This is a genomic window from Nocardia nepalensis (genome assembly GCF_048910785.1).
GTDB lineage: Bacteria > Actinomycetota > Actinomycetes > Mycobacteriales > Mycobacteriaceae > Nocardia > Nocardia nepalensis.
Genome location: NZ_JBKBET010000005.1, coordinates 325,497 through 344,428, shown reverse-complemented (window position 1 = coordinate 344,428; position 18,932 = coordinate 325,497). Strand labels below are relative to the sequence as shown.

Sequence of the window (18,932 nt, the reverse complement as noted above, 5' to 3'; positions counted from 1 at the left end):
AACACGCCGCGCCGCAGGCGCGGCAAAACTGACAGAGCCTACCCTGGAGGCCATGAGTAATCCCAACGATCCCTGGGCACAGCGACCGGAGGATGCGCCGACGGAACATATCGGTCCGCCGGGTAAGTCGGGATTCGCGCAGCCGTCGCAGGCGACCGAGTACACCGAGGCCTACGGCCAGGGCTCGGTGTACCCGTCCACCGAGCAATTCGATCCGTGGGCGCCGCCGCCCGCGAACGCCACCAAGGAATTCCCGCCGTACGAGAGCCAGCCGCAGTGGGGTTCGTACGGCGAACCGTGGGCTGGGTCCGGGGCGCAGGATCCGACCCAGGTCGGTGGGTATGCCCAACCCGGCGCGCAGTACCCGCCCGGCCCACCGGGCGCGCCACTACCTCCCGACCAGCAGCCGCCGCGTAAGCGCAATATCGGCCTGTGGATCGCCCTCGGCGTCGGCGTGATCCTGTTGATCGGCGCGGTCGGCATCGTCGCCGGCGTGCTGCTCGGCGGTAAGGATTCGTCGTCGACCACCGCCGCCAGCACCTCGGCGTTCCCGACCGCGGGCCGCCCCACCGGTACGGCCCCATCGGGCGGGCCGAGTTCCACCCAGATCATCCCGAGCATTCCGGGGCTGGGCGGCATCGATAGCCTCGGCGCCACCATGGGCACCATCTCCGCCAACTCCGGCGGCCAGCTGACCCTGGACACCCTGGGCGGAGCCAAGGTCACGGTGCGCACCACCGATAAGACCCAGGTCATCTCGCTGACCGCGGCCAAGGCGGCCGATCTGCCGGTCGGTGACATGGTCGTGGTGCAGGGCGATAAGGCCGCTGACGGCTCGATCGACGCGAAGATCATCATCAGCACCGCATTGCCGGGAGGAACGCGGTGACACAGCGGCGGGGGAAGAAAATGGACGACCCGGGCAAGCACGGACAGGCAGTGACGCGTAATCGCTCGGCCGGCTCGATGGGCGAGTGCCTCGGCTTCGCTCGGCCCGGCGCGGGGCTTATGGCGGACTTCGTCCGACCGCGCATATTAGGGTAGGCGACGATGACGGCAATGTGGTTCGGGTTGGCGGCGATCGCGCTGGTTGGTGCGATCGTGTTGCTCTATTTCGATCGGGTTCAGCGACAGCGGACCGGTCATGCGCGCCAGGTCTGGGCGAAGGCCCAGGGCTATACGTATGTGTCGGTGGAACCGGCGCTCGCGTCGACCTGGCGCCGCGGTGCGTTGGCCAAGCTGGGCTACCTGTCCGCGGTGGATGTGGTGTCCGGAATCCGTAAGGGCGAGAAGTTCGTCCTCTTCGATCTGGAGGATGCGGCGACCCTGGTCGCGGTGCGCAGGCAGATCGGGTCGGATATCGATGTGGATATGCGGCTCAAGACCGCGTCCCCGCCGAAGGATGCCGATCTCGAACTACTCGGCGCGATCGGCGACCGGGTGGTGTTCGCGACGAATCCGGAGATCGCCAGGCACGCGGTCGACCAGCGCATGGTCGCCTTCATCGAGTCGCTGCACGACACCGTGCAGATGCTGTGGAGTGAGGGCAACTGGACCCTCGGCATGCTGAATGTCGGGACGGTGGCCAAGGATTGGGAGACCGCCATCGACGCGGTGCTGCGACTGTCCGGTCTGTTGCATGTGCTGCCGCCGGTCAGCGATGCGCGCGGGGTGGATTCGGGTGGTCACGATCCGGGTCGGCCGCATCCGCGCAAATCGCGCTCGACCGATCCGGACGATGCGGAGGGTGCGGTGGCGACCCGGGTCGCCTCGCCGGAGCTGCGCAAGGGCGAGCGCGCGGATCCGGACTTCGACGACTCGGACTACCCGGACTCCGCATACGACGAATCGTCTTATGACGAACGGGATTTCGATCGTCCGAAGTACCAGGAGTCGCGGTACTCGGATTACGACGAGGACTACGACGACGAACCGGCCGACTCGGCGCCCCCCGAACCGCCGCGCCGCCCCAGCCTCGCCGTCGTCCCCGACTCCCGCTCGCGGGCCCGCGACGATCGCTGGGCAGCGGAGCAGGAGGACAACTGGCCGCCAGAAGACCGCCCGGCACGCAAACCCGCCCAGTCCGAGCCCGTCCGGCTCGAGTCGGACGAGGACGAGTGGCCCGCCGCCGAGCACACACCGGAACCGCCCGGCGGTCCGTTCCACCCAGGATTCCGTCCGTACCAGGGACCCGTGCCGCAGTGATGACCGTAGCGATTGCTTGCAGGTCGCTCGAAAAGATCCACCGTGGTGCCCCTTCGACTTGGATGGTGCTGCCATGACCGGTGGTCCTGCGCGCCTGCCCGGCGCCACCCGCCCCGTCGCCCTGATCACCGGACCGACCTCCGGCATCGGGCACGGATTCGCCGAACGGCTCGCCGCCCTCGGCTACGACATGGTGCTCGTGGCCCGCGACGAGCAGCGGCTGCACGCGCTGGCGGCGGAACTGGACCGGAAATTCGCCACTCGTTCGGAGGTGCTCGTCGCCGATCTGGCCGATGCCGCCGATCGGGACCGGGTGGCGGCGCGCGCCGCCGACGGCATCGAATTCCTGGTCAACAATGCGGGATTCGGGCAGTCGGGAGAGTTCTGGACCCAGCCGCCCGAGGCGGTCCAGGCGCAGCTCGACGTCAACGTCACGGCGGTGGTGCGGCTGACCAGGGCGGCGCTGCCCGCGATGATCGCGGCCGCCAAGGGGTCGGTCGTCAATGTCGCCAGCGTCGCGGGTCTGATCCCCGGACGCGGCTCGACCTATTCGGCCGCCAAGGCCTACGTCGTATCCTTCACGGAAGGGTTGGCGGGCGGACTGGCCGGAACCGGTGTCCGAGTACAGGCCCTGTGCCCCGGATTCGTGCACACGGAATTCCATGAGCGGGCCGGCATCGAGATGTCGTCGCTGCCGAAGCAACTGTGGCTGAGCGTCGACCAGGTGGTCGCCGGTTCGCTGCGTGATCTGGAGAAAGGCCGGGTGCTCAGCGTGCCCGGAGTGCAGTACAAAGTGCTCACCACCGCCGCCGGAATGATCCCGCGACCCCTGGCGGCCCGACTGAATCGCGGCATATTCAACGCGCGCGGAAGGACTTAACAGAGATGATCGACCAGGCAAGCAACGCCGCCGTTTCGACGGACGACCGAGATAGATTGGCCGCGCTGGTGCGCGAGCTCGCCGTCGTGCACGGCCGCGTCACCCTGTCCTCGGGCAAGGAGGCCGACTACTACGTCGACCTGCGCCGCGCCACCCTGCACCACGGCGCGGGACCGCTGATCGGCAAGCTGCTGCGCGAACTCGTGGCGGACTGGGACTTCGAGGCCGTCGGCGGCCTCACCATGGGTGCGGATCCGGTGGCGCTGGCCGTCATGCACGCGCCCGGCCGACCGATCGACGCCTTCGTGGTGCGCAAGGCCGCCAAGTCCCACGGCATGCAGCGCCAGATCGAGGGTCCGGACATCGTCGGCAAGCGGGTGCTCGTCGTCGAGGACACCACGACCACCGGCAATTCGCCGCTGACCGCCGTGCGCGCACTGCGTGAGGCGGGCGCGACCGTGGTCGGCGTCGCGACCGTGGTGGACCGCGAGACCGGTGCCGACCAGGTGATCGCCGCCGAGGGGCTGGAGTACCGGTCCATCCTCGGATTGAAGGATCTCGCGCTCGGCTAAGCTGCGAGGTGCGTCTCCTGGGTCGCAATCGCTGGTCGTCGCGGCTTCGAATCAGCCGAAACGACGATAGCGGTGCGGCCCGATAGGGAACGCATACGCCGAGCGCAGCGAGGCGTTCGAAGATAGTGAAGGGTCGTGTGAGTTACCTGTGGTGAGCATTGCAGTCAACAAGAGTCGTGAAAATGTCGCGATGCTCGGTATCGGTGCTTACCGTCCGAAACGCCTGGTCAGCAATGAAGAGGTGTGCGAGGTACTCGACTCGACCCCCGAGTGGATCTTCGAGCGCACCGGTGTGCGCAACCGCCGGTGGATCAGCGGTGACGAAACGCTGCAGTCGATCTCGGCGGCCGCCGGTGAGCGGGCGATCGTCAATAGCGGCATCGACCGCTCCAAGATCGGCGCGCTGATCCTGGCCACCTCGAGCTGGTTGACGCTGACCCCGCACGGCGCCCCCAAGGTCGCCAATGACCTGGGGATGAACGGGATCGCGGCCTTCGACCTGACCTCCGGTTGCGGCGGTTTCGGCTACGGCCTCGGTGTCGCCGCCGACCTGATCCGGGCGGGCTCGGCCGAATATGTGCTGCTGATCGGCGCCGAGACCATGACCGTCGGACTGGATCCGACCGACCGCGGCACCGCGATGATCTTCGGTGACGGCGCGGGTGCGGTGGTGGTCGGCCCGAGCGAGGAGAACGGCATCTCCCCGACGGTATGGGGCAGCGACGGCGAGAACGCCTCGGCCATCGCACAGGACGTCAACTTCCTCGAATACATGCAGAAGGCGCAGCGGCTGCAGGGCACCGATCCGGCCGTCGAGCCCATCGGCCGCATGTCGCTGCGAATGGAGGGTCCGCGCGTATTTCGTTGGGCGGCGGTCACTTTGCCGCGCGCGCTGGCCTCGGCGCTGGAGGTATCCGGGGTGTCCAAGGAAGACATCGAGGTCTTCATTCCGCACCAGGCCAACGCACGCATCAACGAGCTGATGAAGAAGAATCTCGGGCTGGCCGATGACATCCCGGTGGCCAATGACATCGAGAACACCGGCAATACCTCGGCGGCTTCGATCCCGCTGGCGATGGAGGAGATGCTGGTGACCGGCAAGGCCAAGGGCGGCCAGACGGCGCTGCTGCTCGGCTTCGGCGCTGGTCTGAGCTATGCGGGTCAGGTCGTCACGCTGCCGCCAGCTCCCAAAGAGCCGAGCTTCTGATCGTGCGGGTATTTCGTGCCGGGTTCCTCGCGGCCGCGGCCGTGACCGTATACGGCGCGGTCACCGGCCGCGACAAACTGCAGTGGGTCGCGAAGCCGCTGATGATGCCGCTGCTCGCGGCGGATGTGGCGACCGATCGGTCGGGATCGGACCCGTTCGATCGAAAGGTTCTGCTCGGCGCACTCGGCGCCGCGACCATCGGTGACGTGCTGTTGATCGAACCGGACAATGACCGCCGTCTGATCGCGGGTGCCTCGTCGTTCGCGGTGATGCAGGGCGGGTATTCGGCGCTGTGGTGGCGGCGCGGTGGACGGCCGCGTCCCGAGATCGCGCTGCCTCGGGTGCTGGCGTGGCTGGGTGCGGCGGTGCTGCTGCGGGCCAAGGCGCCGACCGTGGCGGTTCCGCTGACGGCCTATGGCGCGACGCTGGGTACCGCCGCGGTGCTCGCCTCCGATCCCGGATTGGCTCCGCAGGCGAAAAACATTGCCGGACTGAATATTCCGGGTGCCGATCCGCGCAGTCGGCTCGGTCTCGGCGCGCTGCTGTTCACCGTCTCCGATGGCTTGATCGTGCTGCGTCGGCTGTTCGCGCGGGGTGAGCGTTCGCGGCGGATCGCGGAAGGCGTCATTCTGTCGACCTATGCGGCTGCGCAATACCTGCTCGCGGATCCTCGCGCCCATGCGACGGTCGCGAAAGTTATTGCCCCAGAACGAGAATGATTCGATCCCGATTGGCCGGATCAACCCTGATCGAAATCGTCTCGCCGACCGCCAGCCGTGGTTTATCGGCCGGGGTGACGTCGAAAACAATGGTGCCACGGTAACTTTCGGATCCGGGCACCACGAGCTCGAGATCGAATTCGGTCAACTCGCTGTGATGATCGGTGCGCTCCAGTGTGTGCGCGCCCTCGATGGTCGCCCAGCCCTCCAGTCCGTGCCGCCACAGCTGCCGATCCGCGCGCGAGGGCCGAGCCGCCAGCAGCATGCCGATACCGCAGCACGAGCCGAACAGGCCGACCAGCGCGATGATCTGAAAGGCTTCGGTTCCCGGCGGGGTATGCGGTAGCAGCCAGCTGAGCCAGAATCCGAGCAGCACCAAGTACCCGGCGGTCACCCCGAGCACTGTGCGGAGAATGCGTGCGTGGTCCATACCAGCCTCCACCCCGACTGCCCTGCACCTCCAGGATAGGTCCGGCCGCCGCGGCGTGAATGCGCCTTGACCAGACCCGTGACCAGGCCGTAGCGGAAGCCGTCCTCAACCCTTCAACCGCAGAACCGCCAGCACCCGGCGGTGATGGGTATCCGAGGGCGGCAGGTCGAGCTTGGTGAAGATATTGCCGATGTGCTTCTCGACGGCGCGCTCGGTGACCGTGAGTGCGCTTGCTATCGCATTGTTCGACAGTCCCTGCGCCATCAGTTCGAGCACCTCGCGCTCGCGGGGCGTGAGCCGGGCGAGCGAATCCTGTTGGCGCGAGGCGCCCATCAGCTGACTCACCACCTCCGGGTCGAGTGCGGTGCCGCCGGTGGCGACCCGGTTCAGGGCATCGACGAAATCGCGGACGTCGGCCACCCGGTCCTTGAGCAGGTAGCCGACGCCGCTGGCGCCACCGGCGAGAAGTTCGGTGGCATAGCGGGTTTCGATCCACTGCGAGAACACCAGCACACCGGTGAGGGGATATTTGCGGCGCAGCTCGATCGCCGCGAGCAGCCCCTCGTCGGTGAAGGTCGGCGGCATCCGCACATCGACCACGGCCACGTCGGGGTGGTAGGTGCCGACCACATCGCTCAGGGTGGTGGCGTCGCCGACCATGGCGACCACCTCGTGGCCGCGCTCGGTCAGCAGTCCGGCCAGGCCGTCGCGCAGGATCACGCTGTCCTCGGCGATGACCACCCGCAACGGTGTGCTCATCGCGGTCCGGCCGTCGGCAGCAGGATGGTCACCACGGTCGGTCCGCCGGTCGGACTCTGCACGGTGAGCGTGCCGTCCACCGCACGGGCCCGCGCCGCCAGGCCCGAGAGTCCGCTGCCCGCGGCGTGTTCCCCGTCCACGGGCTGCAGCACGCCGCCCATTCCGTTGTCGCGCACCGAGACCGCGATCGTGCGCGCATCACTCGGCACAACCGAAACCCAGGCACTGGCGGCATTCGCGTGTTTGACCACATTCGTGAGCAGTTCGGCGACCGAGAAGTAGGCGATCGCCTCGATGGCCGGATTCGGCCGCTGTGGCAGATGCACCCGCAGCTCCACCGGAACCGCACACCGCGACGCCAGCGTCTCCAGGGCGGGCTCCAGCCCCAATTCGAGTGCGGGCGGATGGATTCCGCGCACCAGTTCGCGCAATTCGGTCAATGCCTCCTTGGAGCTGGCGTGCGCGTCGGCGATCAGATCGCTGGCATCGCCGCCCGCGGCCAATCGCTCCTCGGCCCGGCCGAGGGCCATCGCGATGGTGACCAGCCGCGCCTGTGTGCCGTCGTGCAGATCCCGCTCCACCCGGCGCAGCGTCGCCGCCGAATCCTCCACCGCCGCACGCCTGCTCGCCTGCAATTCGACCAGTTGCCGGTCCCGTGCCGTCGCGGAAAGCAGGGCGATGGTGAGCAGTCCGTGGATCCAGCAGACCGCGCGCAGCAGCCACGGCAGTGCGAAGCAGCCGATGACGCCGACCGCGGACATCAGCAAAACCCTTGGCCAGGTGTCGATGTAGAACGATCCGAACTGAGCCAGTGAATGGTGTTCGACACCGTTGTCGTCGATATTCGTCGGGTTGAAAAGCACCCATGGGATGGGTGACAGCGCGGTGAACACCGTTATGGCCACCACGATCAGCACCAGATAGCCGCCGACCACACCGAGTGCGGCCTGCGCGAACAGGAACAGAATGGCGCGCCAGCTCGCGCGATCGGTGAACGCGCTCTTCAGGAATCCGAAAAAGCCCGGCCGCGAGGCGTAGGGCGGCGGCCCCTGCACCGGCGTATCGAGCAGATCCCTGGCCAGCGCGCGATAGATCTTCCCCCAGATCCGCGCGCCCAGGACCACCAGTGCCAGCACCGGGATTCCGATCAAGAAGATCGAGGCGTACAAGCCACCGAGGAAACCGAAGAACAGGTAGCAGACGGCGAGCAGGCCGATCGCGAAAACCGTGAAGATATAGGCGAGTTGCTTCCAGGTCCTGGCCTGGATCGGTGCCCGCAGCACGGCGCGCAGCACTCCCCGCGCGTCCGGACCGGTCTTGCCGGTGGGCGCGTCGAGCACGAGGGTTTGTGTCTCGGTCATGGGTTCCATGGTTGTCGGGGTCGTGGCGGCATTCGATCGAGCTGACCGCCGAATCCGTGGTGTGGCCAGCTACACCAATTACCATCTGCGCATGAACTATCCGCCGCCACCGCAGTACGGTCCGTCGTACGGCTACCCGGCCTATGGCCCGCCGCCGGATCATCCGCAGGCCACCACGGTCATGATCCTCGGCATCCTCAGCCTGCTGCTGTGCCAGATCATCGGCCCGGTCGCGTGGGTGATGGGGAAGAAGGCGCTCAACGAGATCGACGCGTCCGGCGGGGCGATCGGTGGTCGCAGCAGCGTTATGGCCGGGTACATCTGCGGCATGATCGCCTCGATACTGTTGATCCTGACCATTCTGTTCATCATCTTCATAGTGGTCCTGGCCGCTATCGGCGCCCTCGACTCCACATCCTCGAGCTACTAGCGGCCGCTCGATTCCGGCCGCGGCGATGGTGGTGTTCGATTTGCGGCCTTCGCGGGCCTCTGGCGCGGTCACGCCGCGCTACCGCCTCGCTGGCTGCGGAGCGGCCGGAATTAGCATCGTCGGGGTGAACCACCCAGCGCCGGACACGGCCGAGCAGCCAGGACCCACCGAATGGGGCGAGCACCCGCACGGTGTCGGGCCATGGGCGCAGGAGCACGGCGAGGCGCCGCCGCAGGATCCCCGCTACGACCCGGAGCTGCTGGCGGGCGGTGACCGCCGCAATGTCGTCGACGCCTACCGCTACTGGTCGCGCGAGGCCATCATCGCCGATATCGACCGGCGCCGGCACCCATTCCACGTGGCCATCGAGAACTTCGGGCACGACGCGAATATCGGCACCGTGGTGCGCACCGCCAACGCCTTCGCCGCGGCGGCCGTGCATATCGTCGGCAGGCGGCGCTGGAATCGGCGCGGCGCCATGGTCACCGACCGCTATCAGCACATCGAACATCACACCGATATCGGCGAGCTGATCGCCTTCGCCGAGCGTGCGGATCTGACCGTGGTCGCCGTGGACAACGTGCCGGGTGCCGTCCCGCTGGAAACCGTCGAGTTGCCGCGCCGCTGCCTGCTGCTGTTCGGGCAGGAGGGTCCGGGCGTCACCGAACATGCGAAGGGTGCGGCCGAGCTGACGGTTTCGATCGCCCAGTTCGGTTCGACCCGCAGTATCAATGCCGGGGTCGCTGCCGGGATCGCGATGCACGCGTGGATTCGGCAACATGCCGATTTGACTTCGGCTTGGTAACGAAAAGATCCCTATGAACCGGGGCGAAGCTGGCACCATTGACCCATGACCTCGCGGAGCCCTCAGACCGGGCGCGACGCTGCACCTACGCCCGCGCTCTGGTCCGAGCGAGCGGATATGGCCGAAGCCGCGATCGTCTCTCGGCATCTGCGTGTCCTATGGGCCTGTCCCGGTACCGAATTGGGTGTGGTCGGCTGGCCCGCGACCCGCTGCGAGCGCGTCTTCGCGACCTGGAACTACTGGTGGCAGGCGCATCTGATCGACTGTGCGGTCGATGCCGCCAACCGGGTGCCGACCCCGATGCGCCGCAAACGCATCGCCGCCATCGCGCGCGCCCACCGGATGCGCAATATCACCGGCTGGACCAATAACTACTACGACGATATGGCCTGGCTGGCAATCGCTTTGGAGCGCGCCGAGCGAACCCAGGACATCACCGAGGTGCGCCGCGGGCTGATCGCACTCGAAAAACAGCTGTACGGGGCCTGGGATCCGGCACGCGGCGGCGGCGTGCCGTGGCGGGTCCGCTCGGACTACTTCAACGCACCGGCCAACGGACCGGCCGCGATCGCCCTGCTGCGCCTCGGCCGCCACGTTCGCGCGCAGGAGATGGCGGACTGGATCGATGCGACGCTGCTGGACAGGGAAACCGGACTGATCCTCGACGGCATCCACCTACCCTCCGGTGAGATCGAACGCCCGACCTTCACCTACTGCCAGGGTGTGGTGCTCGGCCTGGAGGCCGAACTCGCGATGCACACCGGCGAGGAGCGTCATATCGGGCGGGTGCACCGGCTGCTCGCCGCGGTCGAGGAGCAGATGACCACCGATGGGGTGATCAATGGCGGCGGTGGCGGCGACGGCGGGCTGTTCAACGGGATCCTGGCCCGCTACCTGGCCGTGGTCGCGCTGATGCTGCCCGGCGAGGATCGGGAACAGGTGGCCGATCGGCGCGCCGCGGCGGCCATCGTGCGCGCCAGCGCCACGGCGGCCTGGGCCAACCGGCTCGAGGTCGAGGGCGAACCGCTGTTCGGGCACGACTGGAACAAGCCGGCCCAGCTACCCGGGGGCTCGTCCGGCGCCGGGCATTTCACCGCCGGCGGCTCGGTGACCTCGTCGCAGGTGCCCGAACGCGATATGTCGGTACAGCTGTCGGGTTGGCTGCTGATGGAGGCGGCCTTCCAGGTCAGCGCCGCCGGACTGTAGGAATCGGCACTAGGTCTCGAGCATGGGCGCGGATTCGAGATCGAAATCCTCGGCGGGTTTGGCGATCTCCTGCCGGTAATGCCGAATGCCCAGCGCCGTCCCGATGATCAGCCCGACCACCAGCGTGCCGATGACTCCGGGCATGAGCCACGGCACCCGATCCAGGAAACTGCCCGCGTAATAGCCGATGAGCAGCAGCACCGGTGCCCAGATAATGGCGCCGATCGTGCTGGCCACGGTGTATTTGCGATGGTCCATCCGGGCCGCGCCCGCGACCATCGGGCACAGCGTGCGCACCCACGGGATCCAGCGCGAAACGAGCACCGCGAGGAAACCGTGCCGCTGCAGCAATTCGGTGACCCGCGCCAGATTGCGGGTGTTGATGTAGCGGCCGTTCTTCCTGGCCACCAGATGGTGGCCGGTGCGGTGCCCGATGACGTAACCCACCTGGTTGCCCGCGATCGCCGCGATCATCGTGCCGATCGACAGCGCCCAGACATGAGCCTCGCCGGCCGCGTTGGAGGCCATCACGATGCCCGCGGTGATCAGCATCGAGTCACCGGGCAGGAACAACCCGATGATCAGCGCGCATTCGAGGAAGACGAAGGTGAGCACCACCGTCCAGACGAGCGCGGGGCCCGCCGAGGTCAGCGGATCGAAACTGCCCACTGCTAGGGGCAACTGCGCGGTGGACACCGGCTCAGTGGGTCGGCTCGTTCGTCGGGGCGGTCAGCGCGGCGTCGTGCTGACCGGCCTCGTCCGCCGCACCACGATTCAGCACCTTCTTCGCCACCGTGATGATGCCGGGCAGGATCGAGATCAAGACGATGAGCAGGAAGATCGGCTCGATGTTCTTGCGAATGAATTCGATATTGCCGAGGAAGTACCCGAGCACCGTGACGCCGCCGCCCCACAGGACCGCGCCGACGATGTCGAAGGTGACGAACTTGCGGTAATCCATCTTGGACACCCCCGCGAGCACCGGCATGAACGTGCGCACGATCGGGACGAATCGGGCCAGGATGATCGTCTTCGGGCCGTACTTTTCGAAGAAGGCGTGCGTCTCGGTGACGTAATGCTTCTTGAAGAACCGGGTGTCTTCCTTGTGGAACAGCGCGGGCCCGATGGCCCTGCCGATCCAATAGGCGCATTGGTCACCGGCGAAGGCGGTCACCATGACGGCGGGCAACAGCAACCAGATCGAAACCGGCGGATTGTCCGTCGCGGATAGCAGGCCGCCGGTGAACAGCAGCGAGTCGCCGGGCAGGATCGGGAAGAGCAGACCGGTCTCGATGAAGACGATCACCAGGATCGCCGGGAGCACCGCGTTCTTGAGCCACGTCTCCGTAAGCAGGTGCATCGGGTCCAGCAACTGGGTCAATGCGACGTTGCTCGTCACCGATTCTGTCGCTGCCAGCAGAATCACGCGGCCTCCTGTCCCGGGTACGGCTGGCCTGCATTGCTTGCCACCGCATCGGAAGCTGCCAGCGCAATTACGCGGCCAACAGTACCGGGTCCAACTGAGAAACCTCGCGCTGTGCGAAAAGTTCGCCACGTCCGACCGGCCGGTTCGTATGGTCGACCCGCCGCACAGGACGATCCCGTGACATCGTGCGAAAGCCTGCTGGCCTACGCTGTGGGCTGACAGAATTGTCTTTTGCCGCACAACACGGAGGTCTTCACAGTGCCCATCGCGACTCCGGAGGTCTACGCCGAGATGCTCGGTCGGGCCAAAGCGAACTCCTTTGCCTTCCCCGCCATCAACTGCACCTCCTCCGAGACCGTCAATGCGGCCATCAAGGGCTTCGCCGACGCGGGCAGCGATGGCATCATCCAGTTCTCCACCGGCGGCGCGGAGTTCGGCTCGGGCCAGGGTGTGAAGGATATGGTCGTCGGCGCGGTCGCGCTGGCCGAATTCGCGCATGTGGTCGCCGCGCGCTACGACGTGACCATCGCGCTGCACACCGACCACTGCCCCAAGGACAAGCTGGACACCTTCGTGCGTCCGCTGATCGCCATCTCCCAGGAGCGGGTGAACGCGGGCCGCAACCCGCTGTTCCAGTCGCATATGTGGGACGGCTCCGCGATCCCGATCGACGAGAACCTGGAGATCGCCAAGGAGCTGCTCAAGGCGACCAATGCGGCGAACATCATCCTCGAGGTCGAGATCGGCGTCGTCGGCGGTGAAGAGGACGGTGTCGAGGCCGAGATCAACGAGAAGCTCTACACCTCCCCCGAGGACTTCCAGAAGACCATCGACGCGCTCGGCTCGGGCGAGAACGGCAAGTACCTGCTGGCCGCGACCTTCGGCAATGTGCACGGTGTGTACAAGCCGGGCAATGTGGTGCTCAAGCCGGAGGTGCTGGCCGAGGGCCAGCGCGTCGCCGCGGCCAAGCTGGGTCTGGCGGCCGACGCGCAGCCGTTCGACTTCGTCTTCCACGGCGGTTCGGGCTCGCTGAAGTCGGAGATCGAGGATTCGCTGCGCTACGGCGTGGTGAAGATGAACGTCGACACCGACACCCAGTACGCGTTCACCCGGCCGGTCGCCGCGCATATGTTCACCAACTACGACGGTGTGCTCAAGATCGACGGCGAGGTCGGCAACAAGAAGGCCTACGATCCGCGCAGCTACCTGAAGAAGGCCGAGTCCGCCATGGCGGCGCGTGTCGTCGAGGCGTGCAATGATCTGAAGTCCGCGGGCCGCTCGATCAGCGCCTGACCCTATTTACCCTTCGGGGGGCATTGAGCACATGGTTTTGGATGTGCGCGTGCTCGGGCCCGTGCGACTGCTGGTCGGTGGTGAGCCGGTAGCGGTCGGCGGGCCCAAGCCGCGAGCCTTACTCGCCGCGCTGACCGTCAACCGACGGCGCGCGGTGGCTTCGGCTGCGCTGGCCGATATGGTGTGGAACGAGGATCCACCCGATTCCTACGCCGCCAGCCTGCAGGTATTCGTCTCGAATATCCGTAAGGCGCTGCGTAATTCGGGTGTCGATCCAGCCATGGTGCTGCGCACCGAATCATCCGGCTATCGGCTCGAGATTCCCGATGATGCCTGCGATCTCGGGCGCTTCGAGGCGGCCAGGGATGCGGGTGCGCGCTGTGTCGAGGTGGGCGACCACGCCGGTGCGGCGCAGCTGTTCGGAAATGCGTTGCGCGAGTGGAGCGGTCGCGCGCTGGCCGATCTGGCCGGATTGCAGTTCGCCGACGGCTTCGCCACCGCGATGGACGAGGAGCGGCTGCAGGCCGCCTCGGCTCGCATCGATGCCGAAATCGCCTGTGGGCGTGCCTCATCGGTGATCGGCGAGTTGGTCGCGATGACCAATGAACATCCGCTGCGCGAACCGCTGTGGGGTCAGCTGATCAGCGCGCTGTATCTGTCCGGTCGGCAGGCCGATGCGCTGGACGCGTGCCGTCGGGTGCGCACGGTGCTCGCGGAGGAACTCGGTATCGACCCGGGTCCGGTGCTGGTCGATCTCGAACAGCGGGTGCTGCGCCAGGAACCGCTCAACACAATGGAGCTCAAGCGCACCGAGCGGCTGGCCGCGGCGATGACCGAGACCGTCACCGAGATGCCGCGTGCGGTGCGCAGCGGACAGCTGCGCATGCCGGACGGCCGGATTATGGCAATCGCGCAGGGCGGCATGCGAATCGGCCGGATGACCGATAACGATCTGGTCCTCGACGATCCGAAGGCCAGTCGCTACCACGCGCACATCATGCCGAGTCGGGCCGGACTGCTGATCAAGGATCTGCATTCGGCCAATGGCGTGTACGTCAACGATGACGCGATCGAAAGCGGTGCGCTGCTCGCCGACGGTGACGTCATCCGCATCGGCGCGACGATGTTGGTGTTCCAAGCGGTGCAGTAGGCCCGTTCAGTCGCAGGCGATGCCGTCGCCGTCCGGATCGAGGTACGACGAGTAGCCGGGCTGGCCACGGTACAGCGGCAGCTTGCCCTCGGCGCGCACCTGATCGCAGTCGGTGTAGTACTTCGTCGGCCTTTCCTCCGACTCGTCCGGCGGCGGCACATTCGAGCCCTTCGGGCCGGGGCGATACGTCGGCACCGGAAGCGAATCGTCTGGGCCGGAAACGATTTGGACGGTTGGCGAATCGGCGACAGCGGCGGGCGGGATCACCGCGAGCGCCGCGGCCGTCAGGCAGGCCGCGCCGACTGCGGGTAGCGCGGCGCGTTTGGCTGAAATCTTCACAACAACCATCCTGCGCCGAGTTCGGCTCTTGCGGGGTCTCGGATATCCCTCGATTCCGATCGGAAAGTCGGACACGTCGAATGGCGCATAACGGGTAGGGTCGACCGCTGGTGTCCGATTCGCGAGAGATATCGAGGGGGTTCGACGATGGCTCGGCGGTTGCTGGCGGTGATCGGTGCCGTCGTGTGCACGGCCGGTGCATTGACGTACGCGGGCCGACCAGCCGAAGCCGCGCCGGAGCAGACCGGCCCGGTGGCCGGTCCGTGTGCGACCGATCCGCCCGCGACGCATGAGGCGCTGGTGCCCAAGACGCTCGAGGTACCCATCCCGTATCCGGTGATCACCGTGCTGCCGCCGGATCAGCCCGGACCCGCGCCGCGCCGGACGGAGGTGGAGCTGCCGTCGAATCCGTGCACCAACCCGTGCCCGGATCTGACCGATGCGCCGACACCGCCGCCGAGCCTGTCCAGCCGACTCGGCATTCCGGAAATCCTGTTGAACCCCAAGCCTTTCCACTTCGCGATACCCGGGCCGGGACCGGATCCGGGTCCGGTCCCCCCGCCCCCAGCGCGGGTGGATCCGCCGACCGAGCCCGCCGCGCTATCCCCGGCCCGGCCGACGCCGCGGATCAGCGCGGTCACCGAGGTGGCCAAGCAGACCGGCGCGAATTCGGTCAACCGCACCGATAAGCGCTGGCAGGTGTACGGCACCGACCTCGGCATCATGTGGGAGAGCGCGCCGGGGGAGATCGCCACCGCCTTCGGTGACACCGTCGGGCGCGGCTTCCACCCGCCGGGCGGCATGGGAATGGATTGGCGCAGCAATGTACTCGCCTTCAGCACCGATCGGGATCTGTCCGACGGCATGACCTACAACCGCATGGTCACCGACGACCGCTGCCACGCGGCGGAAGTGCTCTCCAGCCGCAAACTCGACAATGTCGAGGTCACCACGATTCCGACCTCGGGATTCGCGCTCGGTGATCGGCAGTACCTGAGCTATATGTCGATTCGCACCTGGAACAGCCTTCCCGGCACGTTCTTCACCAACTACGGCGGCATCGCCTACTCCGACGACCACGGTCAGACCTGGACCAAAGATCCCTACGCGCGCTGGGACAACATCTTCGGACTCGCGAATTTCCAAGTGAGCGCGATGGTTCCGCAGGGCGACTACGTCTACATGTTCGGCACGCCCAATACCCGGCTCGGGGCCGTCGGGCTTGCGCGGGTGCCGAAGGATCAGCTGCTCAACACCACTGCCTATCAGTACTGGCAGGACGGAAACTGGACTCCGGTAGGCGGATTCGGCTCCGCGAGCCCGATCGTCGACGCACCCGCCGGTGAGCTTTCGGTGCGCTTCGACGCCAGCCGAAACGTCTGGCAGATGAGCTATTTGGATACCACCAAGGCGGCCCTGGTTGTCCGCGAATCGGATTCACCGCAGGGTGTGTGGTCCGATGGCGCGCCGACGGTGACGGTGCTCGATTACCCCGAGTTGTACGGCGGATTCATCCATCCCTGGTCCTCGGGTTCGGACCTCTACTTCAATATTTCGACCTGGAGCGACTACAACGTGTATCTGATGCACGCGACCCTCGAATGAGGTTGTGCCGCTAGGCGAATCGAACCTCCGCGATGGCCCGGCCGAAGAGTTTGCGGCCCTGCGAGGCGCCCGCGAGCACGATCGTCGCGGTGCGTCTTCGCGGATCCAGCGACTTGATCTTCCCGCTGAACTCGACGAGGCTCGGCGCCTCGGCCGTCACCGGGACGAATCCGGAGAACCGCACGTTGAACTGCTGGATGGCCGTCGGATCACCGAGCCAGGAGGTCAGATAGCCACCCGCCAGACTCATGGTCAGCATCCCATGCGCCACCACCGTCGGCAGTCCGGCCAACTGGGCCGCGCGCTCGCTGAAGTGAATCGGGTTGGGATCGCCCGAAACTCCCGCGTAGTTGGCCAGATCGCCGCGCGTCACCTGGGCGGTCCCGGCCGGGAGTTGATCGCCGACGGATAGTCGGTCGAAGTCGGGGAGGGTGTGCACGAACTCGCTCGGCGATGCGGGCACTCCGGCGGCCGGGGCGTCCGCGGACAAGGCGACCAGCGGCCCGCTGTCGGGGACCGTGATATCACCGACGGTGACCGGGCGCGTGTGCATCATGATGTTCTCGACGGCGGCGGCGATATTCGGGTCGACCTCGACACCGCGGCGCGCCACGATGGTCGTCGAACCCGACTGCACGATCTCGCCGTGCTGGTTGGTCAGCGAGAACGTCACCAGGATGAAGTCGTTATCGCCGAACTGCCGGATCGATTCGATCGCGACCTCGGTGCTGAGCCGATCGCCCGCGACGATCGGTCGGGCGAGGTCGAAAACCTGGTCGGTCTGCAGAATCTGGGACAGGTCGTAATCGACGAGCACCGAATCCAAGAGGGCCCGCGTCGCACTGATGCCGATGACAGAGGCGAACGTCGGCGGCGCGACGATGCCGTCGTAGCCGAGCTTGCGCGCATCGGATTCGAAATGATGCGCGCCGTGCAGGCTCTGGGTTGCGCGCGCGAACTCGCGGACCTTCTCGCGGCCGACCGCATAGTGCTCGCGCACCCGGAACCGGCGTCCCGCCACCGTTGCTGTCTGCACAACGACGTCATTTTCCGGCTGTGCGATTGTTTGCTCCCTGACCATGATCCGGGCCATGCTACTGGCGAACCGGTCCATTGACCAGGTAAGTGTGACGTTCGCTACCGGTTAGTGGGCTTGCCATTTGGTTAGGGTGTCACCGTCTACGGCGTCCCCGCGGTCGGCGGGTCGCAGACCTTCCAGCCGTCGTCGGTCTGCTCCAGATCGAAGGTTCTGGCCGATCGCTTCGACGGATCCGCGTCGGTGTAGACGCTGGCCTGCGCGATCGCGGTCTTATCGGTGATCCGGATCGCATCGACGCTCGCCACCACCGGAATGCTCTTGTGATCCATCGATAGCTGGTGCACGCTCGCGAACTGATCCGCCGGAATGCCCTGATAGAAGTCGTGCAGCGGTCCGCACGTGGTCTTGCGCAGCGCCGCGAGGTCGCCGGACTTCAGAGCCTCGGTGTAATCGGTGATGGTGGTGCGCACCTTGGCCTCCGGGGAGTTGTCGCCCCGATTGCCGACCAGTACGACCGCCAGCACCGCGACGAGCACCGCGGCGGCCGCCCCCACCACCACGAACAACCAGCGCTTCGACCGTCCGGCCGGTGCCTGCGCGGGGGTGGCCGTCGGCTGCTGGCTCGGCGGCGTGATCCGTTGCGGTTGCGCGATCGGCGGCCGCGGCTGGACCACCGACTGCGCGGGCCGGGTCAGCTGGGTATCCGCCGGTGACGGCGCCGAAGCGACCTGACGCGGCCGACCGGGCGCGCGCGGTGCCGACGGCGCGGTCTCCTCGACCCCCGGCCCCTGCGAAGGTCCTTGCACCCCAGCCTGTTTCGGCCCCGGCGCCGGACGCGGCGTACTCGGCGGCTTGGTGATCGGCCCGGGCCGGGCCGCGGGCGCAGCGACCCGATCGGTGCCACTGGGCTTCGCATCGGTCCGCATCCGCTGCGTGGCGTCCTTATCGACCGGCTTCTGAATCGGCAATGCCACGGTCTTCTCGGCATCCAGCTTCGAAACCACCGGCATGGCGACGGTCTTGTCGTCGGCCCCGGCCAGATCCGGCGCACCGCCGTCACCCGGCTCATCCCGGCGCGCCGAAACCGTGGCCGCATCCTTACCACCCGCGGACGGCTTGTCCGCCGGATCGACCCGCCGCATAACCATGGTCGCCGCATCCGCCCCCGCAGCGTCGTCGCCCTGGTCACCGCTGTCGTCGGCCGCCGCCGAGCCCGCATCCGAACTCCGCCGAATCACAGCGGTTTCCGCATCGGGTCCCATAGATGATCCGGCGGTGCCGGATGCGGCCTTGCCACCTGGCTGCGTGGCCTTGCCACCTGGCTGTGCAGCAGTGCTTCCTGGCTGCGTGGCCTTGCCGCCTGGCTGTGCAGCAGTGCTTCCTGGCTGCGTGGCCTTGCCGCCTGGCTGCGTGGCCTTGCCGCCTGGCTGTGCGGCAGTGCCACCTGGCTGTGCAGCAGTGCTTCCTGGCTGCGTGGCCTTTCCATCTGGCTGTGCAGCCTTGCCG

Annotated in this window: 21 protein-coding genes; 12 read left to right on the top strand and 9 right to left on the bottom strand. The window is 67.0% G+C overall.

Annotated elements, in window-relative coordinates; all coding sequences use genetic code 11:
- The first annotated feature begins 52 nt into the window (after positions 1–52).
- The 6 genes from ACHQ4I_RS05955 (at position 53) to ACHQ4I_RS05930 (ending at position 5,583) form a co-directional block, all read left to right on the top strand.
- On the top strand, positions 53–889 hold the full coding sequence (locus ACHQ4I_RS05955; RefSeq protein WP_420770639.1) for a DUF5666 domain-containing protein: 837 nt from the start codon (positions 53–55) through the stop codon (positions 887–889).
- Between the two features lie 161 nt (positions 890–1,050).
- Positions 1,051–2,205 carry a type III secretion system chaperone family protein gene (locus ACHQ4I_RS05950; RefSeq protein WP_420770638.1) on the top strand — a complete coding sequence of 385 codons (1,155 nt, stop codon included), beginning with the start codon at positions 1,051–1,053 and terminating at the stop codon, positions 2,203–2,205.
- A gap of 73 nt (positions 2,206–2,278) precedes the next feature.
- Positions 2,279–3,085, top strand: coding sequence for an SDR family NAD(P)-dependent oxidoreductase (locus ACHQ4I_RS05945; protein ID WP_420770637.1), 807 nt, complete (start codon positions 2,279–2,281; stop codon positions 3,083–3,085).
- A 5-nt stretch (positions 3,086–3,090) separates the two neighbouring features.
- Positions 3,091–3,657, top strand: a complete 567-nt coding sequence (gene pyrE, locus ACHQ4I_RS05940) for an orotate phosphoribosyltransferase (RefSeq protein ID WP_420770636.1) — start codon at positions 3,091–3,093, stop codon at positions 3,655–3,657.
- Positions 3,658–3,805: 148 nt separating this feature from the next.
- Positions 3,806–4,864 (top strand): beta-ketoacyl-ACP synthase 3, encoded by a 1,059-nt coding sequence (locus ACHQ4I_RS05935; RefSeq protein ID WP_420770635.1) that lies wholly within the window; start codon positions 3,806–3,808, stop codon positions 4,862–4,864.
- A 2-nt stretch (positions 4,865–4,866) separates the two neighbouring features.
- Positions 4,867–5,583 carry a lysoplasmalogenase gene (locus ACHQ4I_RS05930; RefSeq protein ID WP_420770634.1) on the top strand — a complete coding sequence of 239 codons (717 nt, stop codon included), beginning with the start codon at positions 4,867–4,869 and terminating at the stop codon, positions 5,581–5,583.
- On the opposite strand, the gene ACHQ4I_RS05925 is transcribed toward ACHQ4I_RS05930, so the two are convergent.
- From ACHQ4I_RS05925 to ACHQ4I_RS05915, 3 genes are all read right to left on the bottom strand, one after another.
- Entirely contained in the window at positions 5,561–6,013 is a 453-nt protein-coding gene (locus ACHQ4I_RS05925; RefSeq protein WP_420770633.1) for a hypothetical protein, read from the bottom strand. The genes ACHQ4I_RS05930 and ACHQ4I_RS05925 overlap by 23 nt on opposite strands.
- 105 nt (positions 6,014–6,118) lie before the next feature.
- A complete protein-coding gene (locus ACHQ4I_RS05920; RefSeq protein ID WP_420770632.1) occupies positions 6,119–6,772 on the bottom strand; it encodes a LuxR C-terminal-related transcriptional regulator in 654 nt (217 codons plus the stop codon).
- Entirely contained in the window at positions 6,769–8,133 is a 1,365-nt protein-coding gene (locus tag ACHQ4I_RS05915; RefSeq protein WP_420770631.1) for a sensor histidine kinase, read from the bottom strand. Before ACHQ4I_RS05915 ends, ACHQ4I_RS05920 begins: the two co-directional genes overlap by 4 nt.
- 91 nt (positions 8,134–8,224) lie before the next feature.
- Here ACHQ4I_RS05915 and ACHQ4I_RS05910 point away from each other — a divergent pair, with 91 nt between their 5' ends.
- The 3 genes from ACHQ4I_RS05910 (at position 8,225) to ACHQ4I_RS05900 (ending at position 10,574) form a co-directional block, all read left to right on the top strand.
- Positions 8,225–8,563 (top strand): DUF4190 domain-containing protein, encoded by a 339-nt coding sequence (locus tag ACHQ4I_RS05910; RefSeq protein WP_420770630.1) that lies wholly within the window; start codon positions 8,225–8,227, stop codon positions 8,561–8,563.
- Positions 8,564–8,687: 124 nt separating this feature from the next.
- Positions 8,688–9,368 (top strand): TrmH family RNA methyltransferase, encoded by a 681-nt coding sequence (locus ACHQ4I_RS05905; RefSeq protein WP_420770629.1) that lies wholly within the window; start codon positions 8,688–8,690, stop codon positions 9,366–9,368.
- Positions 9,369–9,485: 117 nt separating this feature from the next.
- Complete coding sequence (locus ACHQ4I_RS05900) at positions 9,486–10,574, top strand: glycoside hydrolase family 76 protein (protein WP_420770833.1); 1,089 nt, start codon at positions 9,486–9,488, stop codon at positions 10,572–10,574.
- Positions 10,575–10,583: 9 nt separating this feature from the next.
- Here the strand turns inward: ACHQ4I_RS05900 and ACHQ4I_RS05895 are convergent, their stop codons facing one another.
- On the bottom strand, positions 10,584–11,255 hold the full coding sequence (locus tag ACHQ4I_RS05895) for a DedA family protein (RefSeq protein ID WP_420770832.1): 672 nt from the start codon (positions 11,253–11,255) through the stop codon (positions 10,584–10,586).
- Positions 11,256–11,274: 19 nt separating this feature from the next.
- A complete protein-coding gene (locus ACHQ4I_RS05890) occupies positions 11,275–11,934 on the bottom strand; it encodes a DedA family protein (RefSeq protein WP_420770831.1) in 660 nt (219 codons plus the stop codon).
- A 324-nt stretch (positions 11,935–12,258) separates the two neighbouring features.
- Here ACHQ4I_RS05890 and fbaA point away from each other — a divergent pair, with 324 nt between their 5' ends.
- Together fbaA and ACHQ4I_RS05880 are read left to right on the top strand one after the other, a co-directional pair.
- Entirely contained in the window at positions 12,259–13,293 is a 1,035-nt protein-coding gene (fbaA, locus tag ACHQ4I_RS05885) for a class II fructose-bisphosphate aldolase (RefSeq protein WP_420770830.1), read from the top strand.
- Positions 13,294–13,324: 31 nt separating this feature from the next.
- Positions 13,325–14,443 (top strand): BTAD domain-containing putative transcriptional regulator, encoded by a 1,119-nt coding sequence (locus ACHQ4I_RS05880; protein WP_420770628.1) that lies wholly within the window; start codon positions 13,325–13,327, stop codon positions 14,441–14,443.
- 6 nt (positions 14,444–14,449) lie between these two features.
- On the opposite strand, the gene ACHQ4I_RS05875 is transcribed toward ACHQ4I_RS05880, so the two are convergent.
- Positions 14,450–14,782, bottom strand: a complete 333-nt coding sequence (locus tag ACHQ4I_RS05875) for an excalibur calcium-binding domain-containing protein (RefSeq protein ID WP_420770627.1) — start codon at positions 14,780–14,782, stop codon at positions 14,450–14,452.
- A gap of 147 nt (positions 14,783–14,929) precedes the next feature.
- On the opposite strand from ACHQ4I_RS05875, the gene ACHQ4I_RS05870 reads away from it, so the two are divergent.
- Positions 14,930–16,387 carry a DUF4185 domain-containing protein gene (locus tag ACHQ4I_RS05870; RefSeq protein ID WP_420770626.1) on the top strand — a complete coding sequence of 486 codons (1,458 nt, stop codon included), beginning with the start codon at positions 14,930–14,932 and terminating at the stop codon, positions 16,385–16,387.
- A gap of 10 nt (positions 16,388–16,397) precedes the next feature.
- Here the strand turns inward: ACHQ4I_RS05870 and ACHQ4I_RS05865 are convergent, their stop codons facing one another.
- The 3 genes from ACHQ4I_RS05865 to ACHQ4I_RS05855 all read right to left on the bottom strand — a co-directional run bounded on the left by ACHQ4I_RS05865 (position 16,398) and on the right by ACHQ4I_RS05855 (position 18,912).
- A complete protein-coding gene (locus ACHQ4I_RS05865; RefSeq protein WP_420770625.1) occupies positions 16,398–17,423 on the bottom strand; it encodes a fused (3R)-hydroxyacyl-ACP dehydratase subunits HadA/HadB in 1,026 nt (341 codons plus the stop codon).
- A gap of 143 nt (positions 17,424–17,566) precedes the next feature.
- Positions 17,567–18,664: an Rv0361 family membrane protein gene (locus tag ACHQ4I_RS05860; protein WP_420770624.1), complete on the bottom strand. Its 1,098-nt coding sequence runs from the start codon at positions 18,662–18,664 to the stop codon at positions 17,567–17,569.
- A complete protein-coding gene (locus ACHQ4I_RS05855) occupies positions 18,661–18,912 on the bottom strand; it encodes a hypothetical protein (RefSeq protein ID WP_420770623.1) in 252 nt (83 codons plus the stop codon). The genes ACHQ4I_RS05860 and ACHQ4I_RS05855 overlap by 4 nt, the downstream gene beginning before the upstream one ends.
- Between the last annotated feature and the right edge of the window lie 20 nt (positions 18,913–18,932).